This window comes from Mycobacterium sp. TKK-01-0059, assembly GCF_000709305.1.
Taxonomy (GTDB): domain Bacteria; phylum Actinomycetota; class Actinomycetes; order Mycobacteriales; family Mycobacteriaceae; genus Mycobacterium; species Mycobacterium intracellulare.
Genome location: NZ_KL446993.1, coordinates 2,480,188 through 2,499,066, shown reverse-complemented (window position 1 = coordinate 2,499,066; position 18,879 = coordinate 2,480,188). Strand labels below are relative to the sequence as shown.

The window sequence follows — 18,879 nt, the reverse complement described above, 5'->3', positions numbered from 1 at the left end:
CGGTCAGCCTATCGGGCACCTGACGACGCGGCTTGTGCTGGGATCGGGCTATGACACCGCGGTTTCTGCCCTACTCCACCAGGCCCGGCCGGCTGGCCGCCCAGCTGTTCAGCGACTTCGCCGTCGTCGTGTGGACTGCGCTGTGGCTCCTCGTCGGCCTGGCGGTTTACGACGCCATCGCGACCATCGCCGACGCGGGCCGCCAGGTCGAGAGCGGCGCGGACGGCATCGCCGGCAACCTCGCGTCCGCCGGCCACGGCGCCCAGCACATCCCGGTGGTGGGCGACACGGTCAGCAAGCCGCTCAACTCCGCCAGCCAGGCCGCGCTGGACATCGCGGGTGCGGGCCACGACCTGGACACCGCGGCGAGCTGGCTCGCGGTGCTGCTGGCGATGGCGGTCGTCGCGCTCCCGATCCTCGTCGCGGTAATCCCGTGGTTGTTTCTGCGGGTTCGCTTCTTTCGGCGCAAGCTGACGGTGACCGCGTTGGCCGCAACCCCGGCCGGTGCGCAGTTGCTCGCGCTGCGCGCGTTGACCAACCGCCCACCACGCAAGTTGATGGCCGTCAGCGCGGACCCGGTCGGCGGGTGGCGCCGTGAGGACCCGGTCACCATCGGGGCCCTGGCCGCGCTTGAATTACGCTCGGCGGGTATCGCGATCCGCGGGGCTTAGCAGCAGCGCCCGCGACAACAGGAGCAGCCCCGCGGCGACCACAATCAGCCAGGCCGCCAACGCGTCCCAGAAGAACACCAGCGAGACGGTGAGCAGCGATCGCTGACCGATCTCGATGGCCATGGCGAAGCTGGCCGCCGAATACATGCCCAGTGGGAACACGAACGCCCACCACACGCCGGCAAACCGCAGCATGTTCGGATACCGCCGGATGCGGTGCAGCGCGAAGTAGATGAGCGGCGGTATCCATAGGGTGGCCGTCACCCAGGTCACGATGGTGACCACGCGCACCGGGCCGGCCAGCCAGGCGGGGGCCACGGCGTGGATGTTGTCGCCGGCCAGCGTCGCAATCGCCATGCCGCCCATCAGGATCCAGGTATCCGGTTCGAAGCCGTCGCGGTCCTGTCGTTCATTGACCACGCGCCACAGGGTCAGCCAGGTCATCAGGCCGTAGATGCACAGCGCCGCCACCCACGCGGCCACGGCCACCGCGAGCCACCAGTGATGACCGGTGTGACGGGCCGCCCGGGCGATCACGATCGCCAAACCCGATGTTCCGACGCTGCCCAGCTGCCAGGCGCCGTGGGCGCGGTCGCGCAGCGCGGACCAGCGGTGCGCCAACATGTTTCGCGCGCTGAGCAGGATCAGCACCAGCCACGACGCCAGCCCGACGGCACCGAGCACCCGCGCCACCCACACATTCGACGACAGGCGCGTGTCGATCACCGCGCAGGCGGCGACGAAGGTGATCATCCGCAGCGTGACGTCGGGATCGGTCAGATCCCAGCGCAGCTTGTGTCCGGTGGCGCAACCCTTCGCGACAACGAGGGCAACCAGGAGGACCAGACCCAGGGTGGCGATGACACCCATCGTGTCGCTGATCAACCGGTACCCGTGATTTTTCGCACCGATCGACAAGATGCCGGTTGCCATCACCGCAGCGAACACATCGGGTGAGGGCTCGATATCGGCGAACCGGATCGTCACTGGTCTTCGCGTAGCTCCACGACGAGGTGCCGGATGCCGGTATGCCGGTTGCTGCGGGCCCATTCGACCGGCCGGACCACCTGCACGGCACCGAACCTGGAGAGCAACTCCTCGAACAGCACCCGCAGTTCCAGCCGGGCCAGGTTGGCGCCCAGGCAGTAGTGCACACCCTGACCGAATCCCAGGTGCGGGTTGGGTTTCCGGGCGATATCGAATGTGTCGGCGTGGTCGAACACGCTGGCGTCGCGATTCGCCGAACCCTCCCAGATCTGTATTTTCTGTCCGGCCTCGATCGGCCGGCCGCCCAGCGTGACGTCGCGGGTGGCGGTGCGCCGCTTCGACGGCGAGGGTGAGGTCCACCGCACCATCTCCTCCACGGCGGTGGGCAGCGCACCGAGATCCTCACGCAGGGAACGTAATTGCGACGGATGGTTGGCCAGCGCCAGCAGCCCGCCCGCGACCGCGTTGCGGGTGGTCTCCGCGCCGGCGCTGAACAGCAGGCTGAAGAACAGATACAGCTCGAGGTCGGAGAGGGCCGACGCCTCCGAATCGTCGAGCATCGCGTTCGCCACGACCGACAACATGTCATCGGTCGGGTTCTCACGCTTGGACGCGATCAATTGCCGGCCGTAGTCATACATGCGCGATCCGGCCTCTTCCACCGACAGCTGCGAGAGCGACGCTTTGCGCGAACCCCCGAAATCGAACTGCGGCTCGATCGCCTCGAACAGCCAATGCCGTTCGGATTCAGGGACTCCCAGCAGGATGCAGATCATCTGCATCGGTAGCTCGGCGGCGATGTCGACCAGGAAGTCGAACGGCTCGCCCGGCACCACGGCGTCGAGCAGCCGGCGCGCCCTGGCCCGCAGATCGTCTTCCACCAAACGGATCATCCGCGGCGTCAGCCCGGAGCTGACCAGTCGCCGGATTTGCGAATGCCGCGGGTCGTCCATCATGTTGAGCACCTGCCCGGCGATCGCCAGGTCCTGTAACAGCGTGCCGCCGTAGGGCCGTCCGCCCCCGGTGACCGACGAGTACGTCACCGGGTCCTTGAGAACCTCAAGCGTTTCCGCGTAGGTGGCGACCGACCAGAAGCCCTCGTTGTCCGGGGTGTTGTCGGTCGGTGGGTGCCAGTACACCGGCGCCTCGCGGCGATGGATGGCGAACAGGTCGTGCGGAAATCCGTTGGCGAAGTTGTCGAGATCGGTGAAATCGATCTCCGCGAGTGCGCCGGCCAGGGTCACAGGATCGCACCCGGGGCGTACTTCGCGGCATCCGGGTAGCGGCTCACCAGCGCGTCCACCAGGGCCGCCACCTCGTCCACCTGGTCACCGGCCGCGCCCGTGAAGGCCTTCTTGTCCGCCAGCGCGGCGTCCAGGGCCGCCCGGTCCAACGGCAGCCGGTCGTCGGCGGCCAGCCGGTCCAGCAGATCGGGCTCGGCCCCGCGTTCCCGCATGGCCAGCGCCGTCGCGACCGCGTGTTCGCGGATCACGTGATGCGCCGCCTCGCGGCCCATGCCGGCGCGCACCGCGGCGATCAACACCTTGGTGGTGGCCAAAAACGGCAGGTAGCGGTCCAGTTCGCGAGCGATCACCGCCGGATAGGCGCCGAACTCGTCGAGCACCGTCAGGAAGGTCTCGATCTGCCCGTCGATGGCAAAGAAGCTGTCCGGCAATGCCACTCGGCGCACCACCGAGCAGAAGACGTCGCCCTCGTTCCACTGCGCACCCGCCAGCTCGGCGGCCATCGACGCGTATCCGCGCAGCACCACCTGCAGGCCGTTGACCCGTTCGCAGCTGCGGGTGTTCATCTTGTGCGGCATCGCCGACGAGCCGACCTGGCCCGGCGCGAATCCCTCGGTGACCAGCTCGTGGCCGGCCATCAGCCGAATGGTGTGCGCCATCGACGACGCCCCCGCGCCCAGCTGCACCAGCGCCGAAATCACGTCGTGGTCCAGCGATCTCGGATACACCTGCCCGACGCTGGTCAAAACCGTTGCGAAACCCAAGAATTGGGCGATGCGCCGCTCGAGTTCGGCGAGCTTGGCCGCGTCGCCGTCCAGCAGGTCGAGCATGTCCTGCGACGTGCCCATCGGTCCCTTGATGCCGCGCAGCGGATACCGGTCGATCAACTCGCGCAGCCTGGTCAACGCGATCAGCGTCTCCTGGGCCGCCGAGGCGAATCGCTTGCCGAGCGTGGTGGCCTGGGCGGCGACATTGTGGCTGCGTCCGGCCATCACCAGGTCGCGATAGGCGACGGCCCGCTCGGCGAGCCGCGCCGCGACCGCCACCCCGTGCGCGAAGACGAGCTCCAGCGACCGCCGGATCTGCAGCTGCTCCACGTTCTCGGTCAGGTCGCGGCTGGTCATGCCTTTGTGCACATGCTCGTGACCGGCCAGCGCGTTGAATTCCTCGATGCGGGCCTTGACGTCGTGGCGCAGGACCCGTTCACGGTCCGCGATCGACGACAGGTCGACGTCCTCGAGCACCCGCTCGTAGTCGGCGATCGCCTGTGGGGGCACGGCGACGCCCAGCTCCGCCTGCGCGCGCAGCACCGCGAGCCACAGCCGACGCTCCGCGACGATCTTGGCCTCCGGCGACCAGATCGCGACCATCTCGGCGCTGGCGTACCGGGTGGCCAGCACATTCGGAATGCTCACTTGGTCCTCACGAACACACAGCTTACGGTCGTCGCGCCCGGGTCTTCTCATCACCGGGCGTAACGTGGCGGCGAAAAATCGTGCCGAAAATCACCGTGGCGTTACATTCGATGCCGCCATACCCTCGTTGCGTCGCGGTCATACCCTGTGCGGATGTACTTCGCCGGTGTCGACCTCGCCTGGGCGGGTCGCAACCCGACCGGCGTCGCCGTCGTCGACTCCGACGGCGAGTTGGTGAGCGTGGGCGCGGCCCGCGACGACGACGAGATCCTGGCCGCGTTGCGGCCCTACGTGCGGGGTGATTGCGTCGTCGCCTTCGACGCGCCTCTGGTGGTGAACAACCCGACCGGCCAGCGTCCGGCCGAGACCGCGCTCAACCGCGACTTCCGCAGGTTCGAGGCCGGCGCCCACCCCTGCAACACCGGAAAGCCCGAATTCGCCAACGGCCCGCGCGGCGGACGCCTGGCCGCGGCGCTCGGCCTCGACCTGGATCCTCGGTCACCGGTCGGCCGTCGCGCCGTCGAGGTCTACCCGCATGCGGCGACGGTCGCGGTGTTCGGGTTGGAGCGAACCCTGAAGTACAAGGCCAAGCCGGGCCGTAGCGTCGACCGGCTCAAGTCCGAGCTGCTGTTACTGATGGACGGGCTCGAACGGCTCGCGCATGCCCCGATCCCGCTGCGCGTCGCCGCGCACGAGGGCTGGGTCGCGTTGCGGACGGCCGTGGCCGCCGCGCACCGCAAATGCGAGCTGCGCCGCGCCGAGGATCCGGTCGACGCGGTCGTCTGTGCCTACGTGGCGTTGTACGCCCACCGCCGCCCGGCCGGGATGACGATCTACGGCGACGTTGACAGCGGGTGCATCGTGACGCCGTCGCTGCCCGGTCAGATCTGCACGGGGCGCTGATCGATGGGGGCGAGCACCTCGATGAGATCGACCACCGCGCCCTGCGCCGCCGCGCGCGGATCCCGGCCCTCGACCAGGGCCGACACTACACACCCGTCGACCGCGCAGATCAGCGTGCACACCAGTTCGATATGCACGGAGCGGCCCGAGCGCTCGATGGCCTCCGCAACGGCCTCGGCGCGCTGACGCAGGCTGCGTCGCATGGTTTCCTGCAACGCGGGCAGGCGGGTGCACGCGATGTGTCGCTCGTAGCGCGAGATCAGCTGCTCGGTGAGTCCCGGGCCGGACACGTCCCCGACGAGCAGGTCCGCCAGCACCTCGGCGATGGTCTCCGGCCCGCGGCGCCGCCGGGACAACGCGGTGACCCGCGACCGAAGCTGCGCCACCTCGATCATCGCGATGTGCTCGACCGCGCGTGCGATCAGATCGTCGAGGGAGGAGAAGTAATAGGTGGTCGACGCCAACGGCAATCCGGCCCGCCCGGCGACCGCCCGGTGGCGCACCGCTTCGAACCCGCCCTCGGCGAGCAGCTCGGCGGCGGCGCTGATGAGCGCGTACCGTCGACGTTCTCCTTTCGGAGTAACCGCTGCAGTCACGAGTAGCCATCGTGCCAGCCAAAGTGGTACTGCATTGCCATTTCGGCCAAACGGCCCGCCGAACGAACATGGCATGATGGCCCGCATGCCCCACTTGAGCCGCCGCGCCGTGCTCGGTCTCGGCGCCGGCGCGGCCCTCGGCGCCGTCGGCGCGTACGGACTCGACATCCTGTTACAGCCACGCACATCTCATGCCACAACGGTGTCGACGGCCGGCACCCAGGCGCCTTTGGCGCCCAGCCCGCCTCGCGATCCGGCTCCCCCGGCGGCGGCCGCGCCCACCATGGTGACCGGTTCCTTCGTCTCCGCCGCGCGTGGCGGCGTGAACACGAATTGGGCCATCGCGCGTCCGCCGGGCCAGACGAAGCCGCTGCGACCCGTGATCGCGCTGCACGGCAAGGGCAGTGACGCGTCCACCGTGATGGCGGGCGGCGTCGAACACGGTCTGGCGCAGGCCGTCGACGCCGGACTACCGCCGTTCGCGGTGGTCGCCGTCGACGGCGGCGGCAGCTATTGGCACAAACGGTCTTCCGGCGAGGACAGCGGCGCCATGGTGCTCGACGAGCTCATCCCGATGCTGGGCAACCAGAAACTGGACACGTCACGCGTGGCGTTCCTGGGTTGGTCGATGGGCGGCTACGGCGCATTGCTGCTGGGCGGTCGGTTGGGACCGGGCCGCACCGCGGCGATCTGCGCGGTGAGCCCCGCACTGTGGATGTCGTCGGGCGCGGCCGCACCCGGCGCTTTCGACGGCCCCGACGACTTCGCGGCGAACTCGGTGTTCGGCATGCCCGCCCTGGCCTCGATCCCCATTCGGATCGATTGCGGCGACAGCGATCCGTTTTACAGCGCGACAAAGCAGTTCATCGCGCAACTGCCCAATCCGCCGGCCGGTGGCTTCTCGCCCGGTGGGCACGACGGGGGATTCTGGAGCTCGCAGTTGCCCGCCGAGCTGACCTGGATGGCACCGCTGCTGACGGCGTGAGGGGTCTGCGCCGGCGCCCCGCGGGGGTAACGCACGGCGAAGCATCGCAGCGTCCGAAATCGCCATGGCGTTACGCTCGCGGAGATGAGCGCACCGTTCGACTGGAACCTCCCCTACGCCTGGCCCCGCAAGCCCGTCGTGGCGGAAAACGTTGTGTGCACATCGCAACCGCTCGCCGCCCAGGCGGGCCTGCGGATGCTCGCCCAGGGCGGCAGCGCGGTCGACGCGGCCATCGCCACCGCCATCACGCTGACGATCGTGGAGCCGGTCTCCAACGGCATCGGCTCGGACGCCTTTGCCATCGTGTGGGATGGCAAGCAATTGCACGGGCTGAACGCATCGGGCCGCTCTCCGGCGGGCTGGACTCCGGAATACTTTGGCGGAGAAGCTGTTCCACTCTTCGGGTGGAATTCAGTGACCGTGCCCGGCGCGGTGTCGGCGTGGACCGAACTGCATTCCAAGTTCGGCAAGCTGCCGTACGAGCGGCTCTTCGAGCCCGCGATCTCCTATGGCCGCAACGGCTTTCTGGTTTCGCCGACGGTGGCCGAGCAGTGGGCGGCCCAGGTGCCGCTCTTCGAGAGGCAGCCGGGTTTCGCCGAGGCGTTTCTGCCGGGCGGGCGGGCGCCGAAACCCGGCGAGCGATTCAGCCTGCCCGATCACGCGGCCACACTCGAGGCGATCGCCACCACCCGCGGCGAGGCGTTCTACCGCGGGGCACTGGCCGCCAAACTCGAGGCGCACGCGTCGGCCCACGGCGGTGTCATGCGGGGCAGCGACCTCGCGGCTCACCGCGCCGACTGGGTGGGCACGGTCGACGGCGGCTACCGCGGATACACCGTGCACGAGATTCCGCCCAACGGGCAGGGGATCGTCGCGCTGATCGCCCTGGGCATCCTGGAGCGCTTCGACATGGCGTCGCTGCCACCGGATTCCGCCGACAGCGTGCACCTGCAGATCGAAGCGGTGAAGCTCGCGTTCGCCGACGCCCAGGCGTATGTCGCCGACATCGAGCACATGCCGCTGCGGCCCGAACACCTGTTGGACACGGACTACCTGGCGCAGCGCGCCGCGCTGATCGACCGCGCGAGGGCGAAGCCGGCGTCCGCGGGCGCCCCGACGGGCGGAACCGTTTACCTGACCGCGGCCGACGCCGCGGGGATGATGGTGTCGATGATCCAGTCGAACTACATGGGATTCGGTTCCGGCGTGGTGGTGCCCGGCACCGGCATCTCGCTGCAAAACCGCGGCGCGAATTTCCTTGCGACGAACGGCCATCCGAACGTCGTGGGCCCGAACAAGCGCCCCTTCCACACCATCATTCCGGCCTTCGTGACCAAGGATGGGGCCCCGGTGATGAGCTTCGGGGTGATGGGCGGAATGATGCAGCCGCAGGGACATGTGCAGGTGATGGTGCGCATCGCCGACCACGGGCAGAACCCGCAGGCGGCGTGTGACGGCCCGCGGTTCCGGTGGGTGGAGGGGACGCAGGTCAGCTGCGAAAAGGGTTTCCCGGCTGCGACACTCGACGAATTACGCCGGCGCGGGCACGACCTGGTCGCCGTCGACGACTACAACCAATTCGGCAGCTGCCAGGCGATCTGGCGACTCCACGGCGGCTATTTCGCGGCCAGCGATCCGCGCCGCGACGGACAGGCGGCCGCCTTCTAACGCCTTCTAGACGCGGATCTGGCCTTCGGCCGCCAGCTGGGCGATGTCGTTGCGGAAATGACTGCCGGGCAGTCGAATCGAACGCAGGACGTCATACGCGTGACTTCGCGCGGCCGACAGGTCGGCGCCGGTTCCCACCACCGACAGCACGCGGCCACCCGAGGAGACGATTTCGCCGTCCTCGCGTCGCGCGGTTCCGGCGTGCAGCACCCCGTCGGCCTCGGAGCCGACGATGACATCGCCCACCCGAGGACGCCCGGGATAGTTCTCCGCCGCCAGCACCACCGTCACCGCGGCACCGTCGTGCCAGCGCAGCTCGCCGAACTCCGCCAACGTGCCGCTGCCCGCCGCGTACAGGAGCTGGCCGAGTGGTGATTCCAGCAGTGCCAGCACCGCTTGGGTCTCGGGATCGCCGAAGCGACAGTTGAATTCGACCACCGCGGGCCCGTTTGCGGTGATCGCGAGCCCGGCATACAGCAATCCGCTGAACGGGCAGCCACGCGCAACCATCTCGGCCGCAACGGGTTCGACGATGTTGCCGACGATGTCGCGATAGACCTCGTCGGGAAGCCACGGGACCGGCGCGTAGGCGCCCATGCCGCCGGTGTTGGGTCCGTTGTCGCCGTCGCCGACGCGCTTGAAGTCCTGCGCCGGCAGCAGCGGGACCACGGTCGCGCCGTCGACGACGCAGAACAGCGACACCTCGGGACCGTCCAGATACGACTCCAGCAGCACCGGGTGGCCGGCTTCGAGCAGCCCGGCGGCGTGCGCTCGCGCCGCACCGCGATCCGCGGTCACCACCACGCCCTTGCCGGCGGCCAGGCGGTCGTCCTTCACCACCCAGGCCGCATCGCCGGCCGGCGGGCCGAAGCGGTCCAGGGCGGCGTCCAAAAGTGCGGGGCTGTCGACGATTTCGGTGGCCGCGGTGCGCACGCCGGCCGCGGCCATGACCTCTTTGGCGAACGCCTTGGAGCCCTCGATGCGGGCGGCGTCCTTGCCGGGGCCGAAGCAGACGATGCCCGCGGACCGCAGCGCGTCGGCCACCCCGAGGACCAGCGGCACCTCGGGACCGATGACCACCAGGTCGGCGCGGACCGCTCGGGCCATGGCGACGACATCTTCCGTCGAGGTGACATCGACGTCGTGCTGCTCGGCCAGCCGGGCCGTGCCGGCGTTGCCCGGGGCGATGGCCAGTCCCGTCACCTGCGGGTCTTTGCGGAGCGCCAGGAGCAGCGCATGCTCACGGGCACCGGAACCGATCACCAGGACGCGCACGACACGTCAGACTAGCCGGGCGCACGCGCGACGCCTACAGGGCCTGGTAGATCAGTTGCGTGTACTTGCGCGTGCGCTCGGTTCCCGCCGAGGTGACCTGGCCCATCTTGTTCATCACGTAGGCGAACGTGGTGCGACGGTCCGGATTCATCACGGCCATGGAGCCTCCCCACCCGCCCCAGTAGCAGATCTTCTCGTCGGGAATGTCGGGCACCGCTTCCGGGAGGGGCAACGCGAATCCGATGCCCCAGCGCGCAGGCATGGCCAGCACCAGGTCGATGCCATTGGCTTGCTCCTGGAAAATCAGGTCGATGGTGTCCGGGCCCAAGAGCCGCACCCCATTGGCCTTGCCGCCCAACGAAATTGGAGACAGGGCGCGGACCAGCGAGCGAGCGTTGCCGTGGCCGTTGGCCGAGCCGATGTCCGCGCCTCGCCACGCGCTGGTCTGTGCCGCCAGCGCAGCCTCCGGGGTGGGCGGCACCGCGGCGAACGTCTTGCGCATCGGGTGGTCGTCGGGCACCGCGTCGAGCGGAACATCGAGCGGCGGCGGCGGAACGAGCTCGGCGATGCGGCCGTAATCCTCGTGCCGGGCGCCGATCTGGAAGTCAGCTGCGAGCGGTTCGGCGATCTCCTCGCGCACGAATTGCTTCAGCGGCTTGCCCGTGACCCGCCGGACGATTTCGCCGACGAGGTGGCCGATGGTGATCGCGTGGTAACCCGACGCCGTGCCCGGTGGCCACCACGGCGCCTGCGCGGCGAGTTGCGACGTGGACTTGTCCCAGTCGTAGATGTCCTCGAGGGAGAAAGGCATCTCCCAGCCGGACAATCCCGAGGTGTGACTCAGGACGTGGCGCACTTCGATGTGGTCCTTGCCGTTGGCGGCGAACTCGGGCCAGTACTTGGCGACCGGGGCGAAGGGGTCGAGCAGCCCCCGGTCGACGAGCATCAGCGCGGCCAGCGCGGTCACGTTCTTGGTGCTGGAGAAGACGTTGACGATGGTGTCTTGCGACCATTCCCGGGTTTTCGCTCGATCGGCATGCCCGCCCCAGACGTCCACGACGAGCTCGCCGTCGATATCTACCGCGATGGCGGCGCCGAGTTCGCCGCCGGTGCCGACCTCGTCGACCAGCCCGGCGACGAGATCCTCGAAACGGGTGTCGTAGTGCCCGTGCAGGACGCCCGTCGTGAAGTGGGCGTCGATGAGAGTCTGGCTTGTCATTGGTGACCTCCTGAGTCCGACCAGGTCACTATGCGATCTCGGGCGACGAAGAACATTCGCCGATCGGCCTAGATCCGGCGGGCGACGGAGGAGGCGGATTCTAGGCATTTGCGCTGATGTTTGCTGCGTGCGAATGCCACATGCTGACTACCATGACTGAGACCACCGACCGACGTGCGGAAACGCCGCCGCTGGAACCTCTGAACTGGAGCGACTTGGGCGTAGGCGAGCTCCCGACCGGAACGGTGACGTTGCTGCTGGCCGACGTCGAGGGATCGACGCGGCTATGGCAGACCCAGCCCGAAGACATGAGCGCCGCGGTCGCACGCCTGGACCGGGTGGTATCGGATCTGGTGACCGAGCACGGCGGGGTGCGCCCCGTGGAGCAAGGCGAGGGTGACAGCTTCGTTGTGGCGTTCGCCCGCGCCAGCGACGCCGCCGCGTTCGCGCTGCGGCTGCAGCTCGCGTCGCTTGCACCGATCAGCTTGCGGATCGGTCTGCACACAGGCGAGGTGCAACTGCGCGACGAGGCAAACTACGTGGGGCCCACCATCAACCGCACCGCCCGGCTGCGTGATCTTGCCCATGGGGGCCAGACGGTCCTTTCGGCCACGACGAGCGACCTCCTCGCCGACGGACTTCCTGCCGGCGCGTGGCTGCTGGATCTGGGCACCCACGCGCTGCGCGACCTGCCCCGCCCAGAACGGGTGACGCAGCTGTGTCACGCCGAGCTGCGCAACGACTTCCCGCCGCTACGCGCGGCGAAAACCAGTGGGAAGCAGCATCTTCCAGTGCAGTTCACGAGTTTCGTCGGCCGCGACTCCGAAATCAAGACCGTGCGGAAAATCATCGCCGGCAACCGGTTGGTGACGCTGACCGGCGCGGGTGGTGTGGGCAAGACGCGGCTAGCGGTGCAGATTGCGGACCGGATGGACACGGAATTCGCGGACGGCGTGTGGTATGTCGATCTGGCGCCGATCACCGACCCCACCGTCGTGCCGGTCGCCGTGACGCGGGCGCTGGCGCTGCCGGACCAAGCGGGCCGTTCGACGATGGACACCCTCATCCGCGCCATCGCCGGCCGGCACGTCCTCCTCGTCCTGGACAACTGTGAGCATCTGATCGAGGCGTGTTCCGCGCTGACCGTTGCGCTGCTGGGAGCCTGCCCCGCGGCGAACGTTCTCGCCACGAGCCGTGAACCCCTTCGGGTTCCGGGCGAAGTCGCCTGGGGTGTTCCTTCCCTGTCACTCACGGACGAGGCCGTCACGTTGTTCACCGAGCGGGCCCGCCAGGTGCGGCCCGATTTCGTTGTGAACGAACAGGACTCGGCCCCGGTAGCAGAGATCTGCGAACGCCTCGACGGCATACCCTTGGCGATCGAGCTGGCGGCCGCGCGTGTTCGCGCGCTGTCATTGGCGCAGATCCTCCACAGCCTGCACGACCGTTTCCGTCTGCTGACGGGCGGCGCGCGCACCGCCGTCCGCCGCCAACAGACGTTGCGGGCGTCGGTCGACTGGTCGCACGCGCTGTTGACCGAGCCGGAACGCGTCCTGTTTCGCCGGGCAGCAGTATTCCACGGCGGTTTCGATCTCGATGCGGCACAAGCGGTTTGTGGTGACAGCGACGTCGAGAGCTACCAGATTCTCGACCAGCTCACGCTGCTCATCGACAAATCGCTCATCGCGGCGGAAGACGGCGAATTCGGGACCCGGTACCGGATGCTGGAGACGGTTCGCCAGTATGCGCTGGAAAAGCTCGGCGAGTCCGGTGAGGCCGACGCCGTCCGCGCGCGCCACCGCGACCACTACACCGCAATGGCCGCCCTGCTCGATGAGCCCGGACGCACCGGTTATCAGAGTAGGGTCGAGCGCGCCGCAATCGAGATGGACAATCTGCGCGCGGCGTTCGCGTGGTGCCGCGAGAATGGCGAGATCTCCGAGGCACTGCGCCTCGCATCGGCGTTGCAACCGCTTTGGACTACTCGCGGCCGCGTGCGGGAGGGGACGGCCTGGTTCGAAGCGGCGCTGGACGACGCCGCGGCGCACGACGCGGACGTGCCACGCCCCGTTCGCGCGCGGGCGCTCGCGGACAACGCCACTCTCGAGGGCGCGCAGACCATCCACGACAACATGGACAAGGCGCTGGAGGCCTTGGCGCTCGCCCGTGAGATCGGCGACCCGGCGTTGCTGGTTCGCGCGCTCGCCGGGTGCGGCATCATCGCCGCCTACGACGCGGCTGCTGCCAGCTCGTACTTTGACGAAGCGCTCGGCCTCGCCCGCGTGGTGGGCGACGACCGGATTCTGAGCCAGATCCTCGCATTTCAGGCTTTCGCCGCGGTTACCGGCCAAGGTGACGCGATGGCTGCTCGCGCGGCCGGCGAAGAAGGCCGTGACGTCGCCGACGCGATCGGGGACGGCTACGCCTCTCGCGCGTGCCGGTGGTGTATCGGCTTGGCGCAGCAGTGGGAAGGTGATCTCGCCGGAGCCGTAGCGCAATTCCGCGCACTGGTCGCCGAGGCGGAGGCGGCGCACGACGAAACGTGGCGGATGTCCAGCCTTGTCAGCCTGGGGCACTACCTGGCCTTCGCGGGCGACACGAGCGAGGCCTGGGCCGCCGCCACCGCGGCGGTGGAATCCGCCGCGGATTTCAGCGCGTTCAACCAAGGTTTCGCCTACGCCGCGCTGGCGGTCGCGAACCTGGCCGCGGGTGACGTGGACGCGTCTGCCGCCGCCGGCGAGGCGGCATGGGAGCGCATGAAGGCCCAACCCGAACTGGCCGCGGTCAACGTCATCCCACTCGCGGACGTCGCCCTCGCACGGGGTGATCTGGCGGTGGCGCGTCGTTTGGCCGACGATGCCGTCGCGGTGGCCCCGGGCATGCACCGGCTGCTGGCGCTGGCAAAGCGTACGCGTGTTGCGATCGCACAGAACGATGTTGAGCGGGCGGCGCGCGACGCACGCGATGCGCTCACCGGCGCCGGGGACCTTAAGGGCTACTACGTTGTTCCCGACGTCCTCGAATGCCTGGCCATGCTTGCGGCGGGTGCCGGTGCGAACCGAGAGGCCGGGCGCCTCTTCGGAGCGACACAGGCGGTTCGCGGCCGCTCCGGTTACGTGCGCTTCAAGATCTATGACGCCGACTATGACGCATCGGTCGCCGCCCTGCGGGAAGCCATGGGCGAAAACGAATTCCGTGAGGCATGGGCCGAGGGCGAGTCGCTGTCGATCGCCGAAGCGATCGCCTACGCGCAGCGTGGGCGCGGCGAGCGCAAACGACCGGCAACAGGATGGGAATCGCTGACGCCGGCCGAGCTCAACGTGGTCAACCTGGTCTGCGAGGGCCTATCAAACAAGGACATCGCCGCGCGCCTCTTCCTTTCCGCGCGCACGGTGCAGGCACATCTGAGCCACGTCTACGCCAAACTGAGTATCAGTTCCAGAGTGCAGCTCGCCCAAGAGGCTTCACGCCACTGATTCGTCGAGCGACTCGATGGGCAATCGTCCGTGCTCGCCGTTGCTGTTCGTCGCCGGCACCCCGCGGCCGAGGGCCTCGATCAGCGCTTTGACTTTGATCGCCTCATCCTCGGTTGGCATTTCACCGGCTTCCAGTTGGTCCAGCAGCTCCGCGCGCAGTCCGACCCCGTTCGCCGCCTCTTTCGCCGAGAGTTTGGCGCGCAACCGGGCCACGTACAGTTGCTGGCCCAGCGTGGCCGCGGGTGCGGCCGCGGCGCGTTCCATCAGGTCGTCGTAACACCGACGAGCTTCGCTGAGCGCAACGATCACGCCGGGAGTCAGCCTGCTGCGGGCCGCGCCGTCGGTCAGCGATTTTCGGAGCTTGCGCAAGCCAGCGAGAATTACCTCGACCCGGGGCCGAAATTCGTCATCGCCAGCATCGGGCAACGCGGTGATGGCGGTGACGTACATGTGCATCGCCGCCTCCGCCATGCCGACGATGATCGGCGCTTCACCTTCGTCCGGGTTTTCCTTTGCCATCCTGCTCCTCAGCTCCCTTTGGTCCTTCTGCAGACCGGCCCCGCTCATGGGCGCCACGCACCGGGAATCAGCGGTGACGCGCCAAACACCGCGATCGAGGATATTCTGCGTTGCCGTCCCTGTACACCCATGAGTTAGGAGGGGTTCACGAAAACCCGCGCCGGAACAGCTATCCGGCGCAGGGAGCACGAACGTGCGTCAGCCGGCGGTCACGACTTTTCGCCCGAGTGCATCTTGAGCGCGGCGTCGACGTTGCCCTTCTTGTCCTCGCCGGCCCCCTTTGCCGCGGCCTTCTTGCGCTTGGCCACCACGGCGTCGACCGCGCCGTTGAGCGCCGAACCCAGCGGGAAGCCGAGATAGTGGGTGAGGAAGACGGCCATCTCCTTCAGTTCGGTCTCGGAGAGTTCGCCGTTGAGGAGCGCGGCGTTGATCTGGATCTCGGCCAGGTCGCGGTTCCCGATCGCGGTCACGGCCGTCAGCGTCATGATGCGCTTGTCGCGCATCGACAATCCCGGCCGCGTCCAGATGCTGCCGAACAGGTGATCGACGGTCAGGTCGAAGTACGCGTCGCCTTCAACGTTGGGCATCTCCCAGCCGTAGACCTCGTTCATCTTCGCGAGACCCTTGCTGCGCAGCTCGTCCATTACGCCTCTTTCTTCGTGTGCGGCACCCCGAGGCCGGCGGCCAATCGCTCGTAGGCCAACTGCGCGAGCGGTAGATCGACCGACACCGACTCGCCGAGAGCCAATGCCAGGCTCAGATCCTTCTCCCCCAGCCCCCGGGTGTGCAGGAACGGCTGGTACAGGAAGTTGTCCGGCTCGAGGTCTTTCATGTCCTCACGCACCATGATCGCCCCCGGGCCACCGGTGAGAGCGTCGGTATGACGCACCACCCGTCCGAGCGCCTGCAGATCCAGCCCGGCCGCCTCGGCGAGTTTCATGGCCTCGCACGCGGCGGCATACGAGGTGAACGTCAACATGTTGCGGGCCAACTTCATTCGGGTGCCCGCACCCGGCTCACCGGCGTGGATGACCACCGCTGCCCAGTGTTTGAACGCCGGCTTGATTCGCTCGTACACCTCGCGGTCGGCGCCCACCATGGTGGCGAGCTCACCCTTCGCGGCGGCAGCGGCGCCGCCGCTGACCGGGGCGTCGACGATGTGGATGCCCCGGTCTTTGAGCTCGCGGGCCAGTTCGGCGGCCGTGGTGTCGCTGATGGTCGAGTGGATGGCGATGACCGTCCCGGGCTTGGCGTGCGCCGCCAGCTCGCCGACCACCTCACGGACCTGGGCGTCGTTGAGCACGGTAATGTGGATGATGTCGGCGGCCGCGACGTCGGCGACGCTGTCGGCCAGGCGGGCGCCCTTTTCGGCCAGTGGGGTCATCGCATCGGTCCGAATGTCGAAAACCGTTACCCCGCCCGGCCATTCGGTCATCTTCGTGGCCATCGGAGCGCCCATATTGCCCAGCCCGATATAGCCCAGCTTGAGCTGATCAGTCATCTGCGCCGCTCCTCCTCATCGCTACGCTCTGCATCGTCGCCGGCGGTGTCATCTGCGCCGCTCCTCCTCATCGCTTCGCTCTGCATCGTCGCCGGCGGCTATGACCGGAAAATCTGTCCGCCGTCGACGTTGAAGATCTGGCCGGTGATCCACGACGCCTCGTCGGACAGCAGGAACAGACACATGCCGACGAGGTCTTCGGGCTGTCCCATGCGCGACAATGGGATTCCCTTGACGATGTCGGCAACCATCTCCTGCGGCGTCGTCGACCGGTTGGCCTCGGTGTCGATGGGGCCCGGCGCGATCGCGTTGATCCGGATGTTCTGACCCCCGAGTTCGGTGGCCAGCTGCTGGGTGAGTCCGTTGATCCCAACCTTGGCCAACCCGTAGAAGTTCGAGTAAAGCCATGCCGCGGTGGAGGACTGGTTGACGATCGCCCCGCCACCGCGCTTGGCCATCTTCTTGTAGACCGCGCGCGTGCACCACAACGCCCCGTCGAGGTTCACGCTCATGAACTTCTTGTAGTACTCCGGGTCGATGGTGAGCAAGAAGTCCAACTTCATGCCCCCGAAGATCGCGGCGTTGTTGACCAGGTAGTCGATGCCGCCGAATTCGGCCAGCGTGCGATCGGCCATCGCCTTGGCCGACGCCGGGTCGGACACGTCGACCGGAATACTGATCGCGGTTCCACCGTCAGCCACGATCTGCTTGGCGACCGCCTCGGCCGCCTCGGCGTTGATGTCGGCGACCACCACCGCGGCCCCCTCGCGGGCCAGCGCCTCGGCATAGGCCTGCCCGATCCCGCCCCCGGAACCGGTGACGATGCCGACTTTGTTCTCGAATCGCATGTTCGCAAGCTCCTCTAATTAACTGCTGTCGCAATGGTTTTGATTTCCAGGTACTCCTCGAAACCGGCCAGGCCCATCTCGCGTCCGTTTCCGGACTGCTTGTAACCGCCGAAGGGCGCGTCGGCCGAGTACCACACGCCGCCGTTGACATTGATCGTGCCCGCGCGGACGCGCGCGGCGACCCGGGCCGCCCGGTCGGGGTCAGCGCCGAACACGGTGCCCGACAGGCCATATGGCGAGTCGTTGGCGATGCGGACGGCGTCGTCGTCGCCGTCGTGCGGGATCACCGTCAGGACCGGGCCGAAGATCTCCTCGCGCGCGCAGCGCGCGTCGTTGCCCAGTCCCGCGATCACCGTGGGCTCGATGAAGAAGCCGACTTCGCGGTCGGCCGGCCGGCCGCCTCCGCAGGCGAACGTCCCGCCATCGGCGATCGCCGAGTCGAGGTAGCCCTGTATCCGGTCACGCTGGCGCGCCGAAATCACTGGCCCGCAGATGGTTCCGGGGTCGGTGGGGTCGCCGGCCTTGATGCCGCCCATCGTCGCGGCCGCGATGGAGACGGCCTCGTCGTACTTCGCCCGCGGCACCACCAGCCGGGTGGTGATCGCGCAGCCTTGCCCCGCGTGCATACACACCGAGAACGCGGCCACGCCGACCGCGCCGCCGAGGTCGGCATCGTCGAGGACGATGAATGCCGACTTGCCGCCCAGCTCGAGGAAGACCTTCTTGATGGTCGCCGCGCCGTCGGCCATCACGGCGCGCCCGGTCGCCGTCGACCCGGTGAACGAAATCATGTCCACCCGTGGGTCTTTCGATAGCAACGCCCCGACACCGTGGTCGTCGGAGGTGACGATGTTGATGACGCCGGGCGGAAAGTCGGTGTGCTCGGCGATGAGTTCCCCCAGCACGGCGGCGCACCAGGGGGTGTCGGGTGCCGGCTTGAGGACGACGCTGTTTCCGGCGGCCAGGGCGGGCCCGATCTTGGCGAGGTTGATCTGGTGGGGAAAGTTCCACGGGGTGATGGCGCCGACGACGCCGACGGCCTCGCGCGCGATGGTGCGCCTGGTGGGGATGCCCATCGGCGACGCCTCGCCGAGATCCTGGTTGTATTCGTAGGATTCGGCGGTGTCCGCGGCGAACGCCAGGTCGTTGACCGGGACTTCGAGCTGGGCGATGCTGGTGAGCATTCGCGGCGCCCCGACTTCGGCGATGGTCAGGTCGCGCAGCTCTTCGAGGTGCTGCTGCATCGCCTCGCGCAGTTGCCGGACGCAGCGCACCCGCAATTCGGTGTTGCGCGACCAGTCCGTCTCATCGAAGGCGCGCCGCGCGGCATCGATCGCGCGTTCCATGTCGGCGGCGTCGGCGTTGGCGGCGACACCCAGCACTTCCTCGGTCGCCGGATTGACCGTGGGAAAGGTGCCAGCGCTGCCGGCCGACATCTTGCCGTCGATGAAGAGTTCGCTCACGCCGTCGGCCAGCAAGGCCATGTCCCGCTCCTGTCTGTGCGCGGCCAACCCGCCACGCCAATCTAGTGGACAGTTGTCCGATATCGTCCGATCGAACCATAGTCTCCTGGCC

16 protein-coding genes are annotated in these 18,879 nt (G+C 68.2%); 5 read left to right on the top strand and 11 right to left on the bottom strand.

Going from position 1 to position 18,879, the window contains the following annotated elements:
- The first annotated feature begins 50 nt into the window (after positions 1-50).
- Entirely contained in the window at positions 51-671 is a 621-nt protein-coding gene (locus K883_RS12110) for a hypothetical protein (RefSeq protein WP_008263843.1), read from the top strand.
- Here K883_RS12110 and K883_RS12105 read toward each other — a convergent pair.
- Genes K883_RS12105 through purB form a run of 3 tightly spaced genes read right to left on the bottom strand, consistent with a single transcriptional unit; the run spans position 636 to position 4,317 of the window.
- Entirely contained in the window at positions 636-1,658 is a 1,023-nt protein-coding gene (locus K883_RS12105; RefSeq protein WP_008263842.1) for a tellurite resistance/C4-dicarboxylate transporter family protein, read from the bottom strand. The genes K883_RS12110 and K883_RS12105 overlap by 36 nt on opposite strands.
- Positions 1,655-2,902 (bottom strand): cytochrome P450, encoded by a 1,248-nt coding sequence (locus K883_RS12100; protein ID WP_008263839.1) that lies wholly within the window; start codon positions 2,900-2,902, stop codon positions 1,655-1,657. Before K883_RS12100 ends, K883_RS12105 begins: the two co-directional genes overlap by 4 nt.
- Complete coding sequence (gene purB, locus K883_RS12095) at positions 2,899-4,317, bottom strand: adenylosuccinate lyase (protein ID WP_014710898.1); 1,419 nt, start codon at positions 4,315-4,317, stop codon at positions 2,899-2,901. Before purB ends, K883_RS12100 begins: the two co-directional genes overlap by 4 nt.
- Before the next feature lie 153 nt (positions 4,318-4,470).
- On the opposite strand from purB, the gene K883_RS12090 reads away from it, so the two are divergent.
- Positions 4,471-5,220 (top strand): DUF429 domain-containing protein, encoded by a 750-nt coding sequence (locus tag K883_RS12090; RefSeq protein WP_036454570.1) that lies wholly within the window; start codon positions 4,471-4,473, stop codon positions 5,218-5,220.
- Here K883_RS12090 and K883_RS12085 read toward each other — a convergent pair.
- Complete coding sequence (locus tag K883_RS12085) at positions 5,199-5,816, bottom strand: TetR/AcrR family transcriptional regulator (RefSeq protein WP_008263833.1); 618 nt, start codon at positions 5,814-5,816, stop codon at positions 5,199-5,201. The two genes, K883_RS12090 and K883_RS12085, sit on opposite strands and share 22 nt — an antisense overlap.
- A gap of 73 nt (positions 5,817-5,889) precedes the next feature.
- On the opposite strand from K883_RS12085, the gene K883_RS12080 reads away from it, so the two are divergent.
- Both K883_RS12080 and K883_RS12075 read left to right on the top strand, forming a co-directional pair.
- Complete coding sequence (locus K883_RS12080) at positions 5,890-6,801, top strand: alpha/beta hydrolase-fold protein (RefSeq protein WP_036454568.1); 912 nt, start codon at positions 5,890-5,892, stop codon at positions 6,799-6,801.
- Positions 6,802-6,885: 84 nt separating this feature from the next.
- Complete coding sequence (locus K883_RS12075; protein WP_036454565.1) at positions 6,886-8,469, top strand: gamma-glutamyltransferase family protein; 1,584 nt, start codon at positions 6,886-6,888, stop codon at positions 8,467-8,469.
- 6 nt (positions 8,470-8,475) lie between these two features.
- Here the strand turns inward: K883_RS12075 and purD are convergent, their stop codons facing one another.
- On the bottom strand, positions 8,476-9,744 hold the full coding sequence (gene purD / locus K883_RS12070; RefSeq protein WP_036454563.1) for a phosphoribosylamine--glycine ligase: 1,269 nt from the start codon (positions 9,742-9,744) through the stop codon (positions 8,476-8,478).
- A gap of 34 nt (positions 9,745-9,778) precedes the next feature.
- Positions 9,779-10,963 (bottom strand): serine hydrolase domain-containing protein, encoded by a 1,185-nt coding sequence (locus K883_RS12065; RefSeq protein WP_051701154.1) that lies wholly within the window; start codon positions 10,961-10,963, stop codon positions 9,779-9,781.
- 140 nt (positions 10,964-11,103) lie between these two features.
- Between K883_RS12065 and K883_RS12060 the strand changes: the two genes are divergently transcribed.
- A complete protein-coding gene (locus tag K883_RS12060) occupies positions 11,104-14,436 on the top strand; it encodes a LuxR C-terminal-related transcriptional regulator (protein ID WP_051701153.1) in 3,333 nt (1,110 codons plus the stop codon).
- Here K883_RS12060 and K883_RS12055 read toward each other — a convergent pair.
- The 5 genes from K883_RS12055 to K883_RS12035 all read right to left on the bottom strand — a co-directional run bounded on the left by K883_RS12055 (position 14,425) and on the right by K883_RS12035 (position 18,788).
- Positions 14,425-14,955, bottom strand: a complete 531-nt coding sequence (locus tag K883_RS12055) for a hypothetical protein (RefSeq protein WP_014710894.1) — start codon at positions 14,953-14,955, stop codon at positions 14,425-14,427. The two genes, K883_RS12060 and K883_RS12055, sit on opposite strands and share 12 nt — an antisense overlap.
- A 209-nt stretch (positions 14,956-15,164) precedes the next feature.
- The gene (locus tag K883_RS12050; protein ID WP_014710893.1) at positions 15,165-15,599 is read right to left on the bottom strand and encodes a carboxymuconolactone decarboxylase family protein; all 435 of its coding nucleotides are present in this window, start codon (positions 15,597-15,599) and stop codon (positions 15,165-15,167) included.
- Complete coding sequence (locus K883_RS12045) at positions 15,599-16,456, bottom strand: NAD(P)-dependent oxidoreductase (RefSeq protein WP_008263825.1); 858 nt, start codon at positions 16,454-16,456, stop codon at positions 15,599-15,601. The genes K883_RS12050 and K883_RS12045 overlap by 1 nt, the downstream gene beginning before the upstream one ends.
- Positions 16,457-16,554: 98 nt before the next feature.
- Complete coding sequence (locus K883_RS12040) at positions 16,555-17,304, bottom strand: SDR family oxidoreductase (RefSeq protein ID WP_036454561.1); 750 nt, start codon at positions 17,302-17,304, stop codon at positions 16,555-16,557.
- Positions 17,305-17,318: 14 nt separating this feature from the next.
- Positions 17,319-18,788, bottom strand: coding sequence for an aldehyde dehydrogenase (locus K883_RS12035; RefSeq protein WP_008263822.1), 1,470 nt, complete (start codon positions 18,786-18,788; stop codon positions 17,319-17,321).
- Positions 18,789-18,879: the final 91 nt, after the last annotated feature.

Excerpts from the sequence above, each read along its gene's own strand:
- K883_RS12110 (WP_008263843.1), top strand. The coding sequence starts at position 51 with ATGACACCGCGGTTTCTGCCCTACTCCACCAGGCCCGGCCGGCTGGCC.
- K883_RS12090 (WP_036454570.1), top strand. The coding sequence starts at position 4,471 with ATGTACTTCGCCGGTGTCGACCTCGCCTGGGCGGGTCGCAACCCGACC.
- K883_RS12080 (WP_036454568.1), top strand. The coding sequence starts at position 5,890 with ATGATGGCCCGCATGCCCCACTTGAGCCGCCGCGCCGTGCTCGGTCTC.
- K883_RS12075 (WP_036454565.1), top strand. The coding sequence starts at position 6,886 with ATGAGCGCACCGTTCGACTGGAACCTCCCCTACGCCTGGCCCCGCAAG.
- K883_RS12065 (WP_051701154.1), bottom strand. The coding sequence starts at position 10,963 with ATGACAAGCCAGACTCTCATCGACGCCCACTTCACGACGGGCGTCCTG.
- K883_RS12060 (WP_051701153.1), top strand. The coding sequence starts at position 11,104 with ATGCTGACTACCATGACTGAGACCACCGACCGACGTGCGGAAACGCCG.
- K883_RS12055 (WP_014710894.1), bottom strand. The coding sequence starts at position 14,955 with ATGGCAAAGGAAAACCCGGACGAAGGTGAAGCGCCGATCATCGTCGGC.
- K883_RS12050 (WP_014710893.1), bottom strand. The coding sequence starts at position 15,599 with ATGGACGAGCTGCGCAGCAAGGGTCTCGCGAAGATGAACGAGGTCTAC.
- K883_RS12045 (WP_008263825.1), bottom strand. The coding sequence starts at position 16,456 with ATGACTGATCAGCTCAAGCTGGGCTATATCGGGCTGGGCAATATGGGC.
- K883_RS12040 (WP_036454561.1), bottom strand. The coding sequence starts at position 17,304 with ATGCGATTCGAGAACAAAGTCGGCATCGTCACCGGTTCCGGGGGCGGG.
- K883_RS12035 (WP_008263822.1), bottom strand. The coding sequence starts at position 18,788 with ATGGCCTTGCTGGCCGACGGCGTGAGCGAACTCTTCATCGACGGCAAG.